The sequence below is a fragment of the Pradoshia eiseniae genome, from assembly GCF_002946355.1.
In the GTDB taxonomy this organism is placed as follows: Bacteria; Bacillota; Bacilli; order Bacillales; family Pradoshiaceae; genus Pradoshia; species Pradoshia eiseniae.
Window position 1 is genome coordinate 244996 of record NZ_PKOZ01000003.1, and the last position, 20136, is coordinate 265131.

Below are 20136 nucleotides of genomic sequence, written 5' to 3' on the forward strand. Positions count from 1 at the left end.
CCCTATTCTTGTTTAAAAGAAGAAGCGCTGTATATCATTCCATGTTACCACAATCATCAAGAGCATCAAGAGGGCAAATCCAATAAAGTGGACAATCCCTTCTTTTTGCTTATCGATTGGTTTACCTCTTACAGCCTCAATGGCAATGAATAGCAATCTGCCGCCATCGAGTGCCGGAAGCGGCAGCAAGTTCATAATCCCTAGGTTAATGCTTAATACCCCGGCCCATTTCAATAAATAGATGATGCCAGATTTAGCGACTTCTTCAGTTGAAACATAAATTCCGACCGGTCCGGATAATTGATCGATATCAAAGCCGCCGGTCACTAAATCACCCAGTATAATGAAGATTTGCTTTGTCCACATATACGTTTCCGTAAAACCGTGTCCAACTGCCTTCACAAACGATTTTTCAGTCGGTGCATATACACCGATGATGCCTCGCTTTCCTGCTGCATCTTCCACTAATTTCGGGATTACCGTTATTTCTTTTGTCGCTCCATCGCGCTCAACAACGACATTCAATTCATTATTGGCGTTTTGCTGTATGGTTTTTTGAATCTCTTCCCAAGATTCCATTTCTTGACCGTTGATGGATTGAACGACGTCTCCTTCTTTCAATCCAGAGGTAATCGCAGGACCATCCTCAGTCAGTTTTCCTAAAACAGGATCATTTACGACGACTCCTTGAACCATCCCGATAATCATAAAGAGGACAGCAGCCAAGATGAAATTCATCATTGGACCGGCAAAAATGGCCATCGCACGCTGTCCGACCGTTTTCGATGAGAATTGGCGGTCATACGGGGCAATTTGCAGTTCAAGCCCGTCCTCTACAATAATGGCTTTCGGGTTAACCTTAAAGGTTTTGAGAGCATCCTCTTCCCCTTCTTCATAACCGCGAATAATCAATTTATGGTCCAGGTCCGCCTCTTCTACTTCAATCATTCTCGCTTCAGGATACTTATCCTTATTGGTGACAATGATTTTATCGACTGCCTCGTTTTCATTGCATATAATGCCTATGCGATATCCTGGCTTCAGTTCAACCGATTCAGCATCTTCTCCCGCCATACGTACATATCCGCCTAGAGGAAGGAGTCGTATTGTATAAACGGTTTCATTCTTTGTAATCGTAAATATCTTTGGGCCGAAACCTATGGCGAATTCACGACAAAGAATGCCTGCCCTCTTGGCAAAAATTAAATGGCCCAATTCATGAAAAAACACCAACCCGCCAAATATGAGGATAAACGCTAATATTGTTTGCACTTAATCGACCATCCTTTTAATATAGTGACTCGATATACTTTCTAGTGTCCTGATCGACCTCTTGTATGGTTTCAAGTCCTGGGTTTTCTATCGGCTTATGCCGCTCCATTGCTTGTTCAATTAAGCTTTCAATTGTCAGGAACGGAATCTTCCTTTCGAGAAATAGACCAACCGCCGCTTCATTAGCAGCATTTAGCACGGTAGGCATTGTTCCGCCTGTTTTTCCAGCTTCATAAGCGTATTGTAAACAAGGGAAGCGGTCAAAGTCCATCTTTTTGAAATGTAAAGTAGCTGCATCCGCCAGACTTAACCTTTTTGCCTCAATAAGCGGCAGACGATCCGGATAAGTGAGCGCATATTGAATCGGTACTCTCATATCCGGTGTACCCAGCTGTGCGATAACGCTTGAGTCATGGAATTCAACCATTGAATGGATAATGCTTTCCTGATGAAGCAGCACATCTATTTGCTCATACGGCAAATCGAAGAGCCAGTGGGCCTCAATAACTTCAAGCCCTTTATTCATCATCGTCGCTGAATCAATCGTAATCTTAGATCCCATTGACCAATTTGGATGATTGAGCGCATCCTCTACCGTAACATTCGTCAGTTCCGAACGCGTCTTATCACGGAAGCTTCCACCGGAAGCCGTGATGATAAGGCGCTCGATATTTTTGCTTTGCTCGCCCTGAAGCGCTTGGAAAATGGCTGAATGCTCGCTATCTACTGGGAGAATTGGTGTTTCATATTTCTTCGATGCAGCCATCACGATATGGCCGGCTGTGACAAGTGTTTCCTTGTTCGCAAGTGCTATCGACTTCCCTGCTTCCATTGCCTTCATCGTTGGGATTAATCCAACGCTGCCCATGACGGCATTTACGACTACATCCCCTTTATGGTACACGGCCGTCTCAATCAATCCTTCATTCCCAGACAGGATGGTGACATCCTGGAATTCACTCTTTAAGCGCTCGGCATCTTCCCTGTTTAGAACAGAAACCAATTCCGGCTTGAATTCTTTCAGGATTGCCCGGATTCCATCAATATTCCGTCCTCCGGAAACAGCTGTTAACTTAAACTCTTCAGGATGGTTACGAATAATGTCGATTGTCTGAACGCCTATCGATCCAGTTGCCCCTAACAAATTGATGTTCTTCAAAACTAATCCTCTCCCACTTTTGTCTTAAACGATCCTTAAAAGATAAAGAAGTGCAGAATTGGCAAGACAAAGAGCAAACTGTCAAACCTGTCCAAAATTCCGCCATGCCCTGGCAATAAATTGCCTGAGTCCTTCACACCGTAATGTCTTTTATATGCCGATTGTACAAGATCGCCCAATTGGCCGAAGACGGCAATCAAAAGCGCAATAATCATCATCTTACCTATATTGTAATCCAATACATTGAAGAAATAGAACAAAATAGATGCAATAATCGCACAGGCGATTCCGCCAAAGAAGCCTTCAACCGTTTTATTTGGGCTAATTTCCGGCCAAAGCTTCCTACTCCCTAGAGACCGGCCAACAAAATAAGCTCCTGAATCCGTTACCCAGATTGTGATAAGCACAAATAGGATGGTTGCAAGACCGGCTTCTCCTGCTCTCGTGTGATAAAAATAATAAAAGGATATACCTATGTATAAAACAGACAGCAGTAAAAATGCCGCATCATCATATGTGAATGCATTTTTGGATACAACCGTTACAATCAGCAGCAGAAATGCCCCAATGATCAACAAGTCCATCTTGTCATATTGAATCATGGAAAAGAATGAATCATACCTATCCGGGATGAGCAGAACCCATAGCATCAGAAATGATAACAGGGTTGATATGGTCATCATCGGCAAACGTTTCATCTTAATCAGCTCATATAATCCAACCGTGGCCATCGCATAAATTAAGAACAGAAAGGGTAGATTCCCATAAATCAGGATTGGCAAAAACAATGCCATCGCAACCACTGCTGTAATAATTCTTTGTTTCATGACTTATTTCCTCACCTTCAACTTTAGACTCCGCCGAACCTTCTAGAGCGTCCTTGGTATACCTCTAAGGCATCAATAAAATGATCCGCATCAAAATCCGGCCATAATACATCCGTAAAATAAAACTCCGTGTAAGCAAGCTGCCAAAGCATGAAGTTGCTCAAGCGTATTTCCCCGCTAGTGCGAATCAAGAGGTCCGGGTCTTTTAAGCCTTTGGTCATCAAATAGCTTGAAAAACGCTCCTCTGACAGATCGCCGACCTCTAGGCTGCCTTCTTCGATATCTTTTGCCACCTGCTTGATTCCCTCTAGAATTTCGGCACGGCTTCCATAGTTCAGGGCAAAATTCAAAACAAGACCATCATTATGTTTGGTTTTTTCCAGTGCTGTGGAGACAGCCTTAACCGTATGAAGCGGCAATTTTTCCTGGTCACCAATGATTTGCACCCTAACATTCTCTTCAATAAGCTCAGGAAGGAAGGTACCGAGAAACTCTTCCGGCAAACGAAGCAAATAATCGACCTCATCCTTTGGACGCTTCCAGTTCTCTGTTGAAAAAGCATAGACAGTCAAGGCCTTGACACCAAGCTCATTAGCCAATTTCGTCGTCCTTCTAACCGTCTTCATTCCCTCATGATGACCAGCGATTCTTGGCAATGCCCTCTTTTTGGCCCATCTACCGTTGCCGTCCATAATAATGGCGATATGCTCAGGCACTTCACCTTGCTTCACGCGTTTCATTCGTTCGTCTATTGTTAATTGTTCTTCTTTCTTTTTATCTTTCTTCCATCGAAACATGTTTTTTCCTCCACCAGGTTCACACAATATACCTGTTTATGTGTATGTATTTCATGAAACCATTACAATCATACCATAATTATATATGATGAACATTGTGTACATATAGATTGTAAGGCTTCTTTATACACGTTCTCTTCTTCATTATAGTCTAAAGACTCAAATCTACTCAGACATAAATGAGAATTTTCAGCTGAAACGGTTCATGTCATCAAAAATGATAAGAAAAAGCCCCTTTTATAAAAAAAGGGGCACTCACTGATTGCTTCGAATCAGACTTCCATAATTTCCTTTTCTTTATCTTTAGCCATTTGGTCGATTTTTGCAATATGATCATCTGTCATTTTTTGAACATCGTCAGAATAGCCGCGAAGAGCGTCCTCAGTGATTTCGCCATTCTTCTCAAGCTTCTTAAGATCGTCATTGCCGTCACGGCGAACGTTACGAACGGCAACCTTCGCATCTTCCGCTTCCTTCTTCACTTGCTTAACAAGGTCACGGCGACGTTCTTCCGTTAAAGCCGGAACAGACAAACGGATAATAGATCCGTCATTGGCAGGGTTTAACCCTAAATCAGATTTCAGGATTGCTTTCTCAATATCACCTAGAATCGTTTTATCATAAGGCTGGATAACAAGCATACGTGCTTCAGGCACGCTTACAGAAGCCATTTGGTTGATTGGTGTTGGAGCACCATAATAATCAACTGTTAATCTGTCGAGCATTGCTGCGCTGGCACGGCCGGCGCGGATAGAAGCTAGCTCGCGAGAAAATGCTTGAATGCATTTGTCCATTTTTTCTTTTGTATTAGAAATAACTTGGTTTGCCATTATTTATTCCCCCTAACAACTGTACCAATAGATTCGCCAAGTACGGCGCGTTTAATATTCCCTTCTTCCATGATTGAGAAGACAATTAGTGGAATGTCGTTATCCATGCAAAGTGATGATGCTGTAGAGTCCATGACTGCCAGTCCATCCTTGATTAAATCTAGATAGGATAATTGGTCAAATTTCACGGCATTGCTGTCTTTGACAGGGTCAGCGCTGTATACTCCATCTACATTATTTTTGCCCATCAGGATAACATCTGCTTCGATTTCAGCAGCCCGTAAAGCTGCTGTAGTATCAGTGGAGAAATAAGGATTGCCCGTGCCTGCCGCAAAGATGACTACTCGGCTCTTCTCTAGATGGCGAATCGCTCTGCGTCTGATATACGGCTCTGCAACCTGACGCATCTCAATGGATGTCTGTACACGTGTGCCAATTCCTTGTTGTTCAAGACTGTCCTGAAGAGCAAGAGAGTTCATGACAGTGGCAAGCATGCCCATGTAATCAGCTGTCGCACGATCCATGCCAAGCTCGCTTCCTGTTTTACCTCTCCAAATATTGCCCCCGCCAACGACAACGGCCACTTCTACGCCTAATTCAGCAACTTCCTTCACTTGCTTAGCAATGGAAGAAATAATGACTGGGTCAATCCCGAAGCCTTGAGTCCCGGCAAGTGCCTCTCCGCTTAATTTTAATACTACTCTTTTATACTTTACGCTGCTCATATAAACCTCCACCAATGTTAAAGTAGGAACCAATTAATATTGCCTATAATTATTTTCCCATACATCTCAATTCTTGTGCAAAAAATCTTATTAAAAAGGGAATAATCCCGATTACTTAAAGATTTCTTGAAAAATAGGGAACACAATGTGTTCCCTATTCCATCTTCTTGCTTTATCTGCTTTAGATTAATTAGTCTTTTTTAACTTGGCTCATTACTTCTTCAGCGAAGTTATCTTGTTTCTTCTCGATACCTTCTCCTACTTCATAACGAACGAATTCTACGATAGTTGCGCCATTAGCTTGTACATATTGGCCAACTTTTTGATCTGGGTTCTTAACGAAAGTTTGGTCCATTACGCAGATTTCTTCGAAGTATTTGCCAAGACGGCCTTCAACCATTTTTGCAACGATTTTTTCTGGCTTGCCTTCGTTCAACGCTTGTTGAGTCAATACTTGACGCTCATGTTCTACTTCTTCAGCAGTAACTTGGTCGCGAGAAACGTATTTAGGGTTAAGCGCAGCAATGTGCATAGATACATCTTTAGCAACTGCTTCTTCAGCAGAACCTTCAATGATAGTCAATACGCTGATGCGTCCGCCTTGGTGAATGTAAGCACCGAATGCGCCGTTTTCAGGTTTTGTTTTGATTTCAAAGCGGCGAAGCGTGATGCGCTCACCGATTTTAGCGATTGCAGCATTGATGTGGTCTTGAACAGTTGAACCATTCTCCATAGTTTGGGCAAGAGCTTCTTCAACAGAAGCTGGTTTGTTTGCCAATAGGTGAGCAGCCAATTCTTTTACAAGAGTTTGGAATGCATCGTTTTTAGCAACGAAGTCAGTTTCAGCGTTTACTTCAAGGATAACCGCTTGGTCGCCTTCAACAACGATTGAAGTCAAACCTTCTGCAGCGATACGATCGCCTTTTTTAGCTGCTTTCGCAATACCTTTTTCACGAAGGTAGTCGATTGCTTTGTCCATGTCTCCGTTTGTTTCTGTAAGAGCTTTTTTGCAGTCCATCATGCCTGCGCCAGTTTTTTCACGTAATTCTTTAACCTGTTGAGCTGTAATAGCCATTTGGGCTTCCTCCTTTAATTATCCATAAAATCAGTATGTAGCAGTATATGTAGACGTATACACTGCTTCTTTATTTCAAAAAAAGGTGATAAAAGGCACCATCCTCTTATCACCTTTAAAAAGTCAATTAAGCGTTTTCTACTGTAGTAGCTTCTTCAGCTTCTGCAGGAGCTTCAACTTCAGCTGTTTCTGCAACTGGAGCTGTTTCTTCACCTTGTTTACCTTCTAGAATAGCGTCAGCCATTTTTCCAGTAAGCAATTTAACTGCGCGGATTGCATCATCGTTTGCAGGGATTACATAATCGATTTCATCCGGATCACAGTTTGTATCAACGATACCAACGATAGGGATGTTCAATTTGTGTGCTTCTGCAACAGCGATACGCTCTTTGCGTGGGTCGATGATGAACAATGCATCAGGGATTTGTTTCATATCCTTGATACCGCCTAGGAATTTCTCAAGACGTTCTTGTTCTTTCTTCAATTGAATAACTTCTTTTTTAGGAAGTACTTCGAAAGTGCCGTCTTCTTCCATTTTTTCGATTTCTTTCAAACGAGCGATACGTTTTTGGATTGTTACGAAGTTAGTTAATGTACCACCTAACCAGCGTTGGTTAACATAGTACATGCCAGCGCGAGCTGCTTCTTCCTTAACGGAATCTTGAGCTTGCTTTTTAGTACCAACAAATAGCATTGTGCCGCCATCTGCTGCAAGATCTCTTACGAAGTTGTATGCTTCTTCTACTTTTTTAACCGTTTTTTGAAGGTCAATGATGTAGATACCATTACGCTCCGTGAAGATATATTTTTTCATTTTTGGGTTCCAACGACGTGTTTGGTGCCCGAAGTGTACACCTGCTTCAAGCAGTTGTTTCATTGAAATAACAGACATGTATTCTTCCTCCTATGGTTTTGTTTTATCCTCCGCTTAAATCATTTTCGGCCTGAAACTGCCACAAACGGCAGCACCGTCAGCCCAAATCAATAAGCGTGTGTAATAACACCATGAAATAATATAGCATACGGAAGCCTCACAATCAAGCCTTATTCGTTCATTTTGATTAAAAGTTCTATTTCTGTTTTTCCTTTGCCCATTTCCTTAGCAATCTCCTCTATTGACCTCCCCAGCCTCTTCGCCTTCAATACCTGAAAAAGCATGTAATTCTCCCTTGCTTCCATAAGAACATCTGGTTTTACTGAAATGTCTGGTTTTGATTTCTCTTCGCCTTGTATTCTCTCTTCACGCTGACACGCTTCCTCATCATCCCTGCCATCATTCTCCAAAAGCACTGTTTCCAGCCTCTCATTCTCCTCTTTAATCTCAAGTAAGAAGGCTGTTATCATATTCTCTAAGTCTTCTGTATAAGACCTCATATTCTTTTCTGCTTCAATAAGTCTATTTTGGCGAACATATAAGATCACAATGGCGAAAATCGCAACCATGTTTGTCATAATGCTCCACACTAGAATCAATGCCATATTTCCTCTTTCCTCCCCTTGTTCCATAGGCAGCTGGTTCTTTACTCCTTAGCTTTATTATGGTTTTTGATCATGGCCGGCATCACAAGCATTTTTTACGGTTTAAAGGGGAATAACAGCTATTTCTTTTCCACGCTCTATAAATCTGACAGAACGGCATGCCTGATTTAGCGGTTTAGCGTACTTGCCAATCTGGATATGTAAATTAGGGTAGCAAACACCGTGAACAATTATTTCTTCATCCAATTGGTCAACCCGATATTCAAGACGCAGCAGCTCCTCCCTTATATTGAGGAGCTGCTGTTCAAGCAAATCCCTTGTTTGCTGGTGCTTCATCAGCAGGGCCCTCTCCTTCACTCCCAAGAAGCCCGTCTCTCCCTTCATCTCCTCGAGTCTATTGGCAATAACCGTAAGCTTGGAGATGTTATCCTTGATTTGCTTTGTCTGTTTGTCCAATTCGGACTTATGTAGTTCGATTGCTTTTGTCTGACCAATATGTATTTGCGTTCGAGTATAATGAATATTGCCGGCATCCCGTATTTCCAAGAACTTTCCAGCTTGGGTGATTCCCCCTATCAAATGGCCGTTTTTGCATCGAATGGATTGATAGGATGTCACGTGGCTATGCAGAATATAATGGCCGACTTCAATATCACCAAAAGCATGTACATTAGCCTCATTGATATAAAGTGCCTTGAGCATGGCCCCCGCTTTGATTTGGCAATCAGGCTCCCCGTGTATGCCTCCCTTCACATAAATCGATCCGCCTGCATGTATATCCGACCCCTCAATCATGCCAAACACCTTCAAATCTCCTCCGACACGAATTTTATAGCCTGGTCGGACATTCCCTTTAATAGTCACATTGCCCACGAAGTAAAGGTTCCCAATTGATAAATCTAAATCGCCATCCACTACGTAAAATGGATTGACTTGGATTACATTCCAATTAAAGCTGACCTCACCATCTGTAACAGCGAAGATTTCTTTTCCATGGCGTATGGCATGGGGACCAATTTTCAAACGTACCGCTTTACCCGGCTCCGGCACAATCTCATTTCCGCAAACATCCATTCCCGATGTGCCTGCCTCAGGGTCTACAATCGTTGCGATTCGATCACCCGTTTCCGCTGAAAAGATTTTCATAGTATCGCGATAATCTACAATATTCCCTTCTTTTTTCTCAAGATGGGGAGATACATGAAAGATTATCTTGCCATCCTGCCCTTTTACAGGTTTAACCCCTTCAGCCACAAGAACACGTTTTGAACGGCTGTCATTTCGGCATAGACGTTCAAGTTCATTCTCCATTATCCCTGAGATGACACCTTGAGCATTCATCCATTTCCGGACCTCATCTGCTGTCACATTTATTTTGACATCCTCTTCCTTGCATATCCACGCCTTCAGCCTGTCGCTTGAAACCTCTAACGTAAACGGAAAAGCCATCTTCCACCCTCCATCTATGAATATATTGATTTTTGCAGAACATTCCGCAGCTTAAACAACGCACGCGAATGAATCTGCGATATACGCGATGTTGATAAATTCAAGATATGACCGATTTCCGTCAATGTCAGCTCTTTATGATAAAACAAGTCAAGTACCAGTTGTTCCTTCTCCCCTAGTGTTTGGATTTGTTTATCTATTTCTGATAAAACCTCCTTTTTTAGCAGGGTATCCTCCGGTGATAATGTCTGTTCATCTCTTATACTAAAGGACTGTATCTCTTCATTTTGGTCCTTTGGCCGTTCATCCATTGACAGTACGTTGGCAAGTAAGTTCTCATTTGAAATGGCATGAACCTCTTCCTTCGTCAAGCCCAGCTCCTCCGCGACCTCGGCTGAAGAGATATTTCTCATCTTCTTTTGTTCCAGCCTTTCAATGGTTGCTTCTATTAATTTCGCCTTTTCCCTCATGTTCCTTGGAAGCCAGTCCTCTTTCCTAAGCCCGTCAATAATGGCTCCACGAATCCGGAAAGAAGCATAGGTTTCGAACTTCAAATCCCTTGAAAGATCGAACTTCTCCAGCGCATCAAAAAGACCCATGAGCCCAAGGCTGTGAATATCATCTCTGCTTACACTTTTAGGCAAATTGACAGAAATCCGCTGAACATGGTAATTCACCAAAGGCAAATATTTATTAGCCAAAATATCTCCTGCCTGTTCATCGCGGTCATCAAGCCATCGATGCCAATACAGTAGTTCCTCCCCCATATTTACTTGCGGCAATTTCGTTCCCCCCTGCCTACTATTTTTCCGTAAAACAACCTTCTATAGAGCTCTTTTCTTTTCCCGCCAAAAGAATATATGGCAGTCCCTTTAATTGTAACGGTCTCCCGCCGTGCCGCCTGTTTGTCAATCTCTGCTGTTACTCATCTGAATTTTATAATGGAACCTTAATGGTGAACCTAGTACCTGTCCCCTGCCTCGACTGAACCACCACTTCCCCTCCCAATGATTCAATCATGCTCTTGGCCGCATCCAGCCCTACTCCTCGACCGGATATATTAGATATTTGCGTGGCGGTCGAAAAGCCAGTTATGAAAATTAAGTCCATTTTGCTCTGCACACTCATCATTTCAACCTGAGACGGTGTAACAATGTCTAATTCGACAGCTTTTCTGGCAACTACCTCTTCGTCTATCCCCGCTCCATCATCCTCAATCTCTATCATGACAAAATCGAGACTCTCATAAGCTCGTATCATGATAGTCCCTTCTGGCGGCTTTCCCTGCTGCCTTCGTAGATCAGGAGTCTCTATCCCATGATCAATCGCATTCCTCAAGAAATGCAGCATTGAATCACCAACCTCTTCCACGATAGAACGATCGAGCTCAGTTGCCGCACCTTTTATGACTAGCTTTACTTTCTTGTCCAGCTCCTTAGAAAGGCGCCTTACCATACTGTGAAACCGATTAAAAACACTCTCTGCAGGAACCTTCTGCATATTAAAGAGGATGCTTTGCATATCAGTGGTCTTATTGGCGACATCTGTAACGGCATCTAACAGTTCAGCATGCCCAATCTCAAGAGACAATTGCTCTAGTCTTTGGCGCACGACGACCAATTCCCTGAAAGCCTCCATAAGTTCGTCTAATCGTTCAGTAGGAACTCGTATTGATTTAGTGATTGGTTGCTCATCGATGACCTTCTGCCCAGCCGGATTTTCCGCTTCAATAATAGAAGCGCCCATGACTTCATCTTGGTCCCATTTATCGGCTCTAATCGGATAAAATCTGACTTCTTTAACCTCTGATATATTTATAATCGCCTTATATAAACTGTAGCGATTACTCTTAGTGGCAATTGTTACGGAAAACATGCTTTCAAAGTGCTCCTTCTCAAGCTCTTGTGCAGAAGGGACAGACTTAATGATTTCTCCCAACGATTCAAGCAGCCGGAAAATCAGCAGTACCCTAGCCGCCTTCATTTGACAGTCATCCCTTAAACAAATATCGAGCCTCCAAACATCAAACTGCTGAATGAGAGCCTCTTCGATGATTAGTTGTTCGTAGTCCTCATAATCCATAGCGGCGATGATCTCTTCTTCGAGCAAAGGAGCCGCTTCATCATGCATCTCCACCGTTTTTTCCCGCCCGACCATAAATGATTGAAGGCTAAAAATAGCTGCACTGCTAACCTTTTTGCCGCTATGTCCCTTCTCAAGTGAAATCAGCAGCGCTTCAAGATCATCTATCACTTGAAATATAAAATCAATTAAGGCAAGTGTAACTGGAAGTCTCTTATGACGAATTTCATCGAGCACATTCTCTACTTCATGGGTAAGCTGTACGACCTCATCGAACCCCATCGTCGCAGACATCCCTTTCAGTGTATGAATGGCACGGAAGATTTCATCTATTGCTTTCTTATTCGTTGGTTGTCCTTCTAGCAGGCGGAGCTTGTGATTGCATAATTGCAAATGTTCCTTGCTCTCCTCAAAATAAACTTCTAGATACTGGCTCCAATTCATTTATACTCCTCCTTTACGCACTGATCATCCTTGCAGATTACCGGTGCTGAAACAAATACCTTCTAATCCTGCTTATAAATGAATCACCCTGGCTAACCTCCTTGCTCCTCTTCCCTAAATAGATGTGAAGCAGTTCGTTTAGAGCCAGGCTTGCCCCCGCTTTCGGGTCGAAGTCTATAAATGGAATCTGGCGCAAGACTGCTTCACCGACACTGCTATCATCAGGAACAACTCCCAGTAAAAATACTTCCTTATTCAGAAATTGCCGAGCCGCTTCCGCAAGCCGGCTTAGCGTCTCCTCCCCGCTTGCACGTGATAGCGCACGATTGCAAATTAGATAAAATGGAACGTCAGCTGTCCGCTTGGCCAGGAACTTCATCATCGAATAGGCATCTGTAATCGATGTTGGCTCAGGCGTCGTTATGATGAACACTTCATTCGCCGCCATCATGAATTGGATAGACTGCTCCGAGTAACCGGCACCCATATCCAAAAATATATAGTCATATTGTTTGAGGATAAGTTCAAATTCAGTGCTAAAACGCTCAAATTGATGCCGGTCGACATGCAATAATTGGCTTAAGCCTGTGCCCCCGCCAATATAATGCACCCCAGAGGGCCCCTCCTCAATGAGCCTGTGCAGAGGAATGGCCTTTTCAAAATGATCAGCAATCGTATAATGGCTCGATTTGCCTACTAGAATATTGACATTGCCCATCCCAATATCAAAATCAATGATCAGGACCCGGTTAAGCTCCCTCGCAAGAGCGACAGCGAAATTTATCGAAAAGTTCGACTTTCCGACACCGCCCTTCCCACTAGCCACCGCAATTACTTTGGCTCTTCGCCATCTAAGCTCTTCTAATCTGCTTCGAAGCTGATCTGCTTGATCCGGCATACTCTTTTCCTCCAAAAACCTTATTGATGATGATTTCTGGTACGGCTATTTGCAAATCATCCGGTACATCCTGTCCATCTGCTAAATACGCGACAGGAATGGAATGATTCATGATGAAATTGATCATGCCGCCCAAGTTCTCAGTTTCATCCGTTTTCGTGAAAATAAGCCCGTCAACAGCCATCATCTCAAATTGCTCGTAAATCTTGGTCATATCCTCTTCTTTTGCCGTAGCAGCCAACACAAGGTAAGTCTCAAGATTCAAATTATTATCGAGCATTTTCTTAAGCTCCTCGACATAAACGGGGTTACGGAAGTTCCTTCCTGCTGTATCGATAAATACATGATCATAATGAGCAAAGCGCTCGGCTGCCTGAATGAAATCTTCTAGATTATAGGCAATTTCCATCGGCACACCGAGTATTTGCGCATATGTGCGCAATTGCTCAATGGCTGCAATCCGATAAGTATCTGTCGTAATAAAGGCTACTCTCCTTCGCTTTTTCAGCATATAATCCGCCGCTATCTTTGCGATTGTGGTGGTTTTCCCCACACCGGTTGGGCCCATGACCGCTATAAATTTCCGAGTTGGCTCATCGGCGGTAAGATCTGCTGCCTCAAGCCGATCTTTGAGATGTTTCCTAGCCAATCGCTCCAGGTCTGCTGCTGTCAATTCCCTAATGGCAAATTGGCGCTTCCATTCCTTCAGGAGGCTTTCCATAATATCATCAAGCACGACCGTATTTAGACCAAGATTATGGAGATGGCAGAACATGCTCCGTAACTCTTCCGGATAAAGATCATACTTGGAGGGCGATTCACTTTTTGGGGTGTTTTCTTTAAGCAGCCCTGTAACCTGATGCAATTCCCTCAAGATTTGCTTAGCCGTCGCTGATTCTTCGCTCTTTATAAATCGGGATGGTTCCTCCGGCTTTTTCTCCGCTTCCATTATTCGAGCCGGCTTCTCTTCTTGGTCAATGGCAGCGATAACCTCTATGGTTTTCTTCCTGAATAGACCGAAATACATCGGTGTTTGAACCGATTTCGAATGCAAAATGACGGCATCTGGCCCTAACTCAGAGCGAATTTGCATCATTACCTCCTGCATGGTGCTGCCTGTGAACTTCATGACCTTCATTCCATATTCACCACCCCTATCGCCTGTACTTCAACATTTGCTTCAAGTTCGTTATAGGATAGAACCGGCAGCTGCGGGAAATACCTGTCAGTCAATTGACGCACATACATCCTGACAGCAGGCGAGCATAAAAGCACCGGCAATTGATCAAGCAGCGCATTTTCCTCCAGCTTCGTTCCAATGGACTGCACGATTTTTTGTGATGAGTCTGGATCGATGGTGAGGTAACTCCCATGCTCCGTTTGCTGTACACTATCAGCAATCGCTTTTTCTGTCCTGCCTGATAACGTAATGACCTTTAAGCTTTCCCCTATCACATATTGACTCGTAATTTGACGTGCTAATGCTTGCCGCACATATTCTGTCAGCACTTCTGGGTCATGGCTTATCCTCCCGAAATCAGCCAGCGTCTCGAATATAATTGGTAAATTACGAATGGACACCTTTTCCTTCAGCAGTTTAGCCAGAACCTTCTGGATGTCACCGACAGTTAATGGATTAGGGGTCACTTCCTCAACAAGAATTGGCGCTGATTCTCTTAGATGCTCTATTAAATGCTTCGTTTCCTGACGGCCAATGAGCTCGGACGCATTCGCCTTAATAACCTCCGTAATATGGGTCGACACGACTGAAGGCGGATCAACAACCGTGTAGCCAAGCATTTCGGCATACTCCTTCATGTCCTCGGTTATCCACTTCGCAGGGAGACCAAAGGAAGGCTCAATCGTTTCAATCCCTTCTACGGATTCATCATCCATTCCTGGCGCCATCGCCAGATAATGGTCTAGGAGGAGCTCACCCCGCGCCATTTCAGTTCCTTTAATCTTCAAGCGATATTCGTTCGGTTTCAGCTGAATATTATCGCGAATTCGCACGACAGGAATCACAAGTCCCAGTTCAATGGCCAGCTGCCGCCTGATCATCACGACCCGGTCGAGGAGATCGCCGCCTTGATTCGTATCTGCCAGCGGAATAAGACCATAGCCGAATTCAAATTCAATCGGGTCAATGCTAAGCAGGCTTATAACACTTTCAGGACTTTTCATTTCATCATTGTCAATCTCTTCATCTGGCAGGATATCTGCCCCTGACCTTGTTTTTTGGACCTGATTGGCCTTATAAGCACCAAGTGCCAGCAGCCCGGCAATCAAGAGCGTCAAAAACACATTGATCGGGGTGAAGATTCCCAAAAGCAAAATCGTGCCTGCGGCAATATAGAGCATTTTAGGATAAGCAAATAATTGGCCGGTAATGTCTGAAGCCAAGTTCCCATCAGAGGCAGCCCTAGTCACAATAATTCCGGTCGCCGTTGAAATCAACAACGCTGGCACCTGGCTGACAATGCCATCTCCCACGGATAATAACGAGAAGTGGGCGGCAGCTTCACCAAAGCCCATATCCATTTGCATGACTCCAATCACCATTCCAAAGATGAGATTAATCATGACGATGATAATACTGGCGATTGCATCTCCCTTTACAAACTTGCTCGCCCCGTCCATGGAGCCGAAGAAATCCGCTTCACGGGATATTTTATCCCTGCGCATTCTGGCCTCCTGTTCAGATATCATGCCGGCATTCAAATCCGCATCAATGCTCATCTGCTTCCCTGGCATGGCATCTAGCGTGAAACGGGCAGCCACTTCTGCCACACGCTCAGACCCCTTTGTAATAACAATAAATTGAATGATAATTAATATTAGAAAGACGACAAGCCCGACAGCGACTTGTCCGCCGACAACAAAGCTCCCGAACACCTCAACTACTCCGCCTGCATCCCCATGGGTAAGGATTGCTCGCGTCGTAGATATATTTAAGCCAAGCCTGAATAAGGTCAGCAACAGCAGCAATGACGGAAAAATCGAGAATTGCAAAGGTTCCGTCGTGTTCATCGACGTCAATAAAACCAATAAGGCCAGGGCTATATTGACCATAATCAAAAAGCTTAAAAGCCATGTTGGAAGCGGGATGATTAACATCGCCACAATCATAATGACGGCCACCAGTACCGTTAAATCCCTAGCTCGCATACATTCCCTCTCCTAACCATTAATAAGAGCCTAACATTCATGACGTTTTGCCTTTCATTTTATATACATAAGCCAGAATTTCTGCCACCCCTTTAAAAAACTCCTCCGGAATAGCCTGACCAACTTCTGTTTGACTGTAAAGGGCTCTCGCCAAAGGCCTGTTTTCCATCATAGGCACTTCATTTTCTTTTGCGATGAGCTTGATCTTTTGAGCGACAAAATCAACTCCCTTAGCCACAACATACGGGGCGTCCATTTTGTCTTCGTCATATTTCAGGGCTACCGCAAAGTGTGTCGGGTTGGTTATTACCACATCCGCTTTCGGTATTTCTTGCATCATCCTCGACATAGCCATTTCTTTTTGTTTTTGCTTGATTCGAGACTTTATGAGGGGGTCCCCTTCCATCGTTTTGTATTCCTGTTTGATTTCCTGCTTGGACATCTTGATGCTCTTTTCAAAATCAAACCGCTGATACATATAATCTAGAGCTGCCAATAATAATAAAGCTCCCGAAGCAAACAAGCCGGTCTGGACCGTTATATCCGCAATCGTTACTAGACTAGCCCCTATTTGTTTATAGGAAAGAAGCATGATTTCATCCATCCTGAGCCAGATGGAATAAAATGTGATAAGACCAATGAACAGCACCTTTAGGATGGACTTTAACATTTCAACAATCGCTCTCATCGAAAAGATCCGTTTAAATCCTTTAATTGGATTAATTTTTTCAAGCTTAAAGTGAATGGTCTCCGTTGAAAACATCGGTCCCACTTGAATGAAATTGGCGAGAATACCAGCCAGGAGAGCCGTTAACATAATAGGGCCTAAAACACTAATCATTTTGATTAGCAAGCCGATAAAGAGAATAGACAGACCATCAATCGTCAATTCAGACGAAGTTATTGCATGAATCGGATAGACAAATAGGTCGATGACCCGGTCTTTCAAAAACCCACCTGCTATATAGAGGAAGAGAAACACCCCAAATAAGACAATCGCTGTGTTTACGTCCTGGCTTTTGGCAACCTGCCCTTTCTTTCGGGAATCCTGCCGTTTCTTAGGGGTTGCTTTTTCTGTTTTCTCTCCTGAAAAAAATTGCAAATCGAGCATCAGGAATTCCATATTAACTTCCTCCAAGCAGTTGCATGAGTGTACGCAATCCATCCAGCGTCGTATCAAGAAGGAGATTAACCAAAGAGAGGATTCCGCTCATCATGACAATTAACAAAATAAGGCCAACAAGAATTTTCACTGGAAAACCTATCACAAAAATATTCATCTGCGGCACTGTTCTAGCCACAATACCTAGTGCGATATCCACCAAGAAGAGACTGCCGACAATTGGAATTGCCATCTGAAAAGCAATCATGAAGGCCATCGAAAACGACTCGATGATAAAGGTAAGCAATCCCTCATCTCCAAATGCCAGTAACGTGCTTGAAAGAGGAATGAATTGATAGCTGTAATAAATCCCATCAAGCAATAAATGGTGGCCATTCGTTGAAAGTAAGAATAAGAGGGCAAACGTATATAGGTATTGACCGGTTAGCGGCGTCTGCACACCTGTCTGAGGATCTATGACACTTGCCATAGAATAGCCCATCTGAAAATCGATCAATCCCCCTGCCATCTGTACAGCTGACAGGAGCATATACGCAAAAAAACCGATTGCCAAACCAACGATGCATTCTTTCAATATCAGCAGGAAATAGGACATATCAATCTCATAGCCTGGTGATTGGACCGTATAATACATAATCCATGCCAAGATGGCACTGATTCCGATTCTGTGCATAGTAGGAATTGTGCGGTAAGAGAATATCGGCATTGTGACGAAAAAAGCCGCAACCCTTACAAAGATGAGCAGAAAAACACTAAATTTAGGTACAATTTCTTCCATTGGTTATCCCACAAATTCCGTTAAATTATTAAAGATATCAAGCGTAAAAGAGATCATTCTCCCCAGCATCCACGGACCAAAAAACACGATTCCGAGAAACACAGCAACAATCTTCGGTATAAAGGCCAATGTCTGCTCCTGGATTTGTGTCGTTGCCTGAAAAATACTTACAATCAAACCGATAACAAGCGCCAAAAGCAATAAAGGCGCGCTTATGATGAGGACCGTCCACACACCTCTTTCCGCAAGTGTGATTATTGCTTCTGATGTCATTTCTTCTCCACCTGCCTATAAACTCTGTAATAAAGACTTGATCACTAAATGCCACCCATCAACCATCACAAATAATAAAATCTTAAATGGCAGAGAGATCATCGTCGGCGGAAGCATCATCATCCCCATAGACATCAATACACTCGCGACAATCATATCGATGACCAAAAAAGGAATAAAAATCATGAATCCAATTTGAAAGGCTGTCTTCAGCTCACTGATGGCAAATGCCGGGACAAGCGTCGTAAGGGGGATTTCCTCGACCGAGGCTGGCGCTGCCGCTTTTGTATAATCCAAAAACAATTGCAAATCTGCTTGTCTCGTATGCTTTGCCATAAATTCCTTCATCGGTTCAGCCGCAAGTGAATATGCCTCCTCAAGCTTGATCTCATCCTTAAAAAGCGGCTGAAGCGCTTCTTCATTAACCTCAGAAAAAACAGGCGCCATCACGAAGAATGTAATGAATAAGGATAAACCGATCAACACCTGTGTTGGCGGCATTTGCTGTGTGGATAATGCTGTTCTGACAAACCCCAGCACGATTACAATACGAGTAAAACAAGTCATTAAGATAAGAATGCTCGGTGCAAGAGAGAGGACTGTCAAAAGCAATAACAGCTTTACCGAAGCAGATACAGTCCCCGTATCCGCCGTGCTGAATAAATTTATGACTTCATTCATCCCGTGCACTTCCCCTCTTACGGAGCTTCTCTTTCAGCGCTTTCCGCTCAGAGGCCATTTCATCCAATTGGGCTAAAAGCTGACTTGCGAAGGAGAGAGGCCCATCTTTACGCTTTTCCTTCCCGCTACCCGCCAACTTCGAGACAATCAAGGGGTGAGATGGTTCTAGTCCCATCTTGTCGTTGTATTCATCTATCAATCTGTTAAACTCTTTCTCCTCTTCAACCAAATCCAGAAGCTGGACATTCTCGCCTACCCCGAGTACAAGTATTTTCTCTCCCACTCGCACTACCTGTAAGGATCGATTCCCGCCAAGAGATGCTCCGCCCAGATTTTGAATCATTTTTCCTGTTGAATAGCCTCTGCTCTTCTTATTTACCAATTTCAATAAAACAAATAAAAGGATAACGACAAAGAGGAGAGCAAAAATCATTTTGAAGACATCTAAAGCTGTGATGCCAACCATATCACGGGGGGCTCCCTCCTGTTTAAGCCCATCTTGTTCAGCTTCATCTGTCCGTTCAAGCTCACTTGATTCCTTGTTTTGATAATATTCATCTACACTTTTGTTTCCTGCATCTGTTTCAGCTGCCGCAGGGGCACCCGCCAACAAAAGCAGCAATAAAGATAAAATAATCAGGCTAGCCGCCTTTTGGCAGCCTCTCATGTGTTGAAGCACCCGAATCTCCCTTTCTACAATTAATCGAGCGCCTTGCTGATGGCTTCTAGCACACGGTCAGCAGCAAAAGGCTTTACGATAAAATCCTTCGCTCCTGCTTGAATGGCGTCAATGACTAATGCTTGCTGCCCCATGGCAGAGCACATAATGATTTTGGCTTCTGGATTGATTGATCGGATTTCCTTTAGGGCAGTAATACCGTCCTTTTCCGGCATCGTTATGTCCATCGTGACCAAATCCGGTTCAAGCTCTTTATACAACTCGACTGCTTGTATGCCGTCCGCCCCTTCACCCGCCACATCATATCCATTTTTCATTAAAATATCTTTAATCATCATCCTCATAAATGCAGCATCATCTACGATCAATATCTTATGGGCCATAAATCTCCCTCTCT

Annotated in this window: 21 protein-coding genes; all 21 read right to left on the bottom strand. The window is 43.5% G+C overall.

Annotation, left to right across the window (positions count from 1 at the left end):
- Window positions 1–12 precede the first annotated feature (12 nt).
- The gene (rseP, locus tag CYL18_RS08100) at window positions 13–1272 is read right to left on the bottom strand and encodes an RIP metalloprotease RseP (protein WP_104848982.1); all 1260 of its coding nucleotides are present in this window, start codon (window positions 1270–1272) and stop codon (window positions 13–15) included.
- A gap of 16 nt (window positions 1273–1288) precedes the next feature.
- Window positions 1289–2431 (bottom strand): 1-deoxy-D-xylulose-5-phosphate reductoisomerase, encoded by a 1143-nt coding sequence (gene dxr, locus CYL18_RS08105; protein ID WP_104848983.1) that lies wholly within the window; start codon window positions 2429–2431, stop codon window positions 1289–1291.
- Between the two features lie 35 nt (window positions 2432–2466).
- Window positions 2467–3258, bottom strand: a complete 792-nt coding sequence (locus CYL18_RS08110; protein WP_104848984.1) for a phosphatidate cytidylyltransferase — start codon at window positions 3256–3258, stop codon at window positions 2467–2469.
- A 23-nt stretch (window positions 3259–3281) separates the two neighbouring features.
- Window positions 3282–4055, bottom strand: coding sequence for an isoprenyl transferase (locus CYL18_RS08115; RefSeq protein ID WP_104848985.1), 774 nt, complete (start codon window positions 4053–4055; stop codon window positions 3282–3284).
- A 272-nt stretch (window positions 4056–4327) separates the two neighbouring features.
- On the bottom strand, window positions 4328–4885 hold the full coding sequence (gene frr, locus CYL18_RS08120) for a ribosome recycling factor (protein WP_104848986.1): 558 nt from the start codon (window positions 4883–4885) through the stop codon (window positions 4328–4330).
- A complete protein-coding gene (gene pyrH, locus CYL18_RS08125) occupies window positions 4885–5610 on the bottom strand; it encodes a UMP kinase (protein WP_104848987.1) in 726 nt (241 codons plus the stop codon). The genes frr and pyrH overlap by 1 nt, the downstream gene beginning before the upstream one ends.
- 190 nt (window positions 5611–5800) lie before the next feature.
- Window positions 5801–6685, bottom strand: a complete 885-nt coding sequence (gene tsf / locus CYL18_RS08130; protein ID WP_104848988.1) for a translation elongation factor Ts — start codon at window positions 6683–6685, stop codon at window positions 5801–5803.
- A 127-nt stretch (window positions 6686–6812) separates the two neighbouring features.
- The gene (rpsB, locus tag CYL18_RS08135; RefSeq protein ID WP_104848989.1) at window positions 6813–7577 is read right to left on the bottom strand and encodes a 30S ribosomal protein S2; all 765 of its coding nucleotides are present in this window, start codon (window positions 7575–7577) and stop codon (window positions 6813–6815) included.
- Between the two features lie 152 nt (window positions 7578–7729).
- Window positions 7730–8164, bottom strand: a complete 435-nt coding sequence (locus CYL18_RS08140; RefSeq protein ID WP_146102831.1) for a hypothetical protein — start codon at window positions 8162–8164, stop codon at window positions 7730–7732.
- A gap of 102 nt (window positions 8165–8266) precedes the next feature.
- On the bottom strand, window positions 8267–9613 hold the full coding sequence (locus tag CYL18_RS08145; RefSeq protein ID WP_104848991.1) for a DUF342 domain-containing protein: 1347 nt from the start codon (window positions 9611–9613) through the stop codon (window positions 8267–8269).
- 14 nt (window positions 9614–9627) lie between these two features.
- A complete protein-coding gene (locus CYL18_RS08150) occupies window positions 9628–10395 on the bottom strand; it encodes a FliA/WhiG family RNA polymerase sigma factor (protein WP_201741255.1) in 768 nt (255 codons plus the stop codon).
- A 154-nt stretch (window positions 10396–10549) separates the two neighbouring features.
- A complete protein-coding gene (locus CYL18_RS08155; protein ID WP_104848992.1) occupies window positions 10550–12139 on the bottom strand; it encodes a chemotaxis protein CheA in 1590 nt (529 codons plus the stop codon).
- A gap of 37 nt (window positions 12140–12176) precedes the next feature.
- Entirely contained in the window at window positions 12177–13037 is an 861-nt protein-coding gene (locus CYL18_RS08160; RefSeq protein ID WP_104848993.1) for a MinD/ParA family protein, read from the bottom strand.
- The gene (gene flhF / locus CYL18_RS08165) at window positions 12991–14175 is read right to left on the bottom strand and encodes a flagellar biosynthesis protein FlhF (RefSeq protein WP_104848994.1); all 1185 of its coding nucleotides are present in this window, start codon (window positions 14173–14175) and stop codon (window positions 12991–12993) included. Before flhF ends, CYL18_RS08160 begins: the two co-directional genes overlap by 47 nt.
- Window positions 14172–16205, bottom strand: a complete 2034-nt coding sequence (flhA, locus tag CYL18_RS08170) for a flagellar biosynthesis protein FlhA (RefSeq protein ID WP_104848995.1) — start codon at window positions 16203–16205, stop codon at window positions 14172–14174. The genes flhF and flhA overlap by 4 nt, the downstream gene beginning before the upstream one ends.
- A gap of 37 nt (window positions 16206–16242) precedes the next feature.
- Entirely contained in the window at window positions 16243–17328 is a 1086-nt protein-coding gene (flhB, locus tag CYL18_RS08175; protein WP_104848996.1) for a flagellar biosynthesis protein FlhB, read from the bottom strand.
- Between the two features lies 1 nt (window position 17329).
- Window positions 17330–18106, bottom strand: a complete 777-nt coding sequence (gene fliR / locus CYL18_RS08180) for a flagellar biosynthetic protein FliR (protein WP_104848997.1) — start codon at window positions 18104–18106, stop codon at window positions 17330–17332.
- Window positions 18107–18109: 3 nt separating this feature from the next.
- On the bottom strand, window positions 18110–18379 hold the full coding sequence (gene fliQ / locus CYL18_RS08185; RefSeq protein ID WP_104848998.1) for a flagellar biosynthesis protein FliQ: 270 nt from the start codon (window positions 18377–18379) through the stop codon (window positions 18110–18112).
- 15 nt (window positions 18380–18394) lie between these two features.
- Entirely contained in the window at window positions 18395–19060 is a 666-nt protein-coding gene (gene fliP, locus CYL18_RS08190; RefSeq protein ID WP_104848999.1) for a flagellar type III secretion system pore protein FliP, read from the bottom strand.
- Entirely contained in the window at window positions 19053–19739 is a 687-nt protein-coding gene (locus tag CYL18_RS08195) for a flagellar biosynthetic protein FliO (protein WP_104849000.1), read from the bottom strand. The genes fliP and CYL18_RS08195 overlap by 8 nt, the downstream gene beginning before the upstream one ends.
- Before the next feature lie 20 nt (window positions 19740–19759).
- Entirely contained in the window at window positions 19760–20122 is a 363-nt protein-coding gene (locus CYL18_RS08200; protein WP_104849001.1) for a response regulator, read from the bottom strand.
- Window positions 20123–20136: the final 14 nt, after the last annotated feature.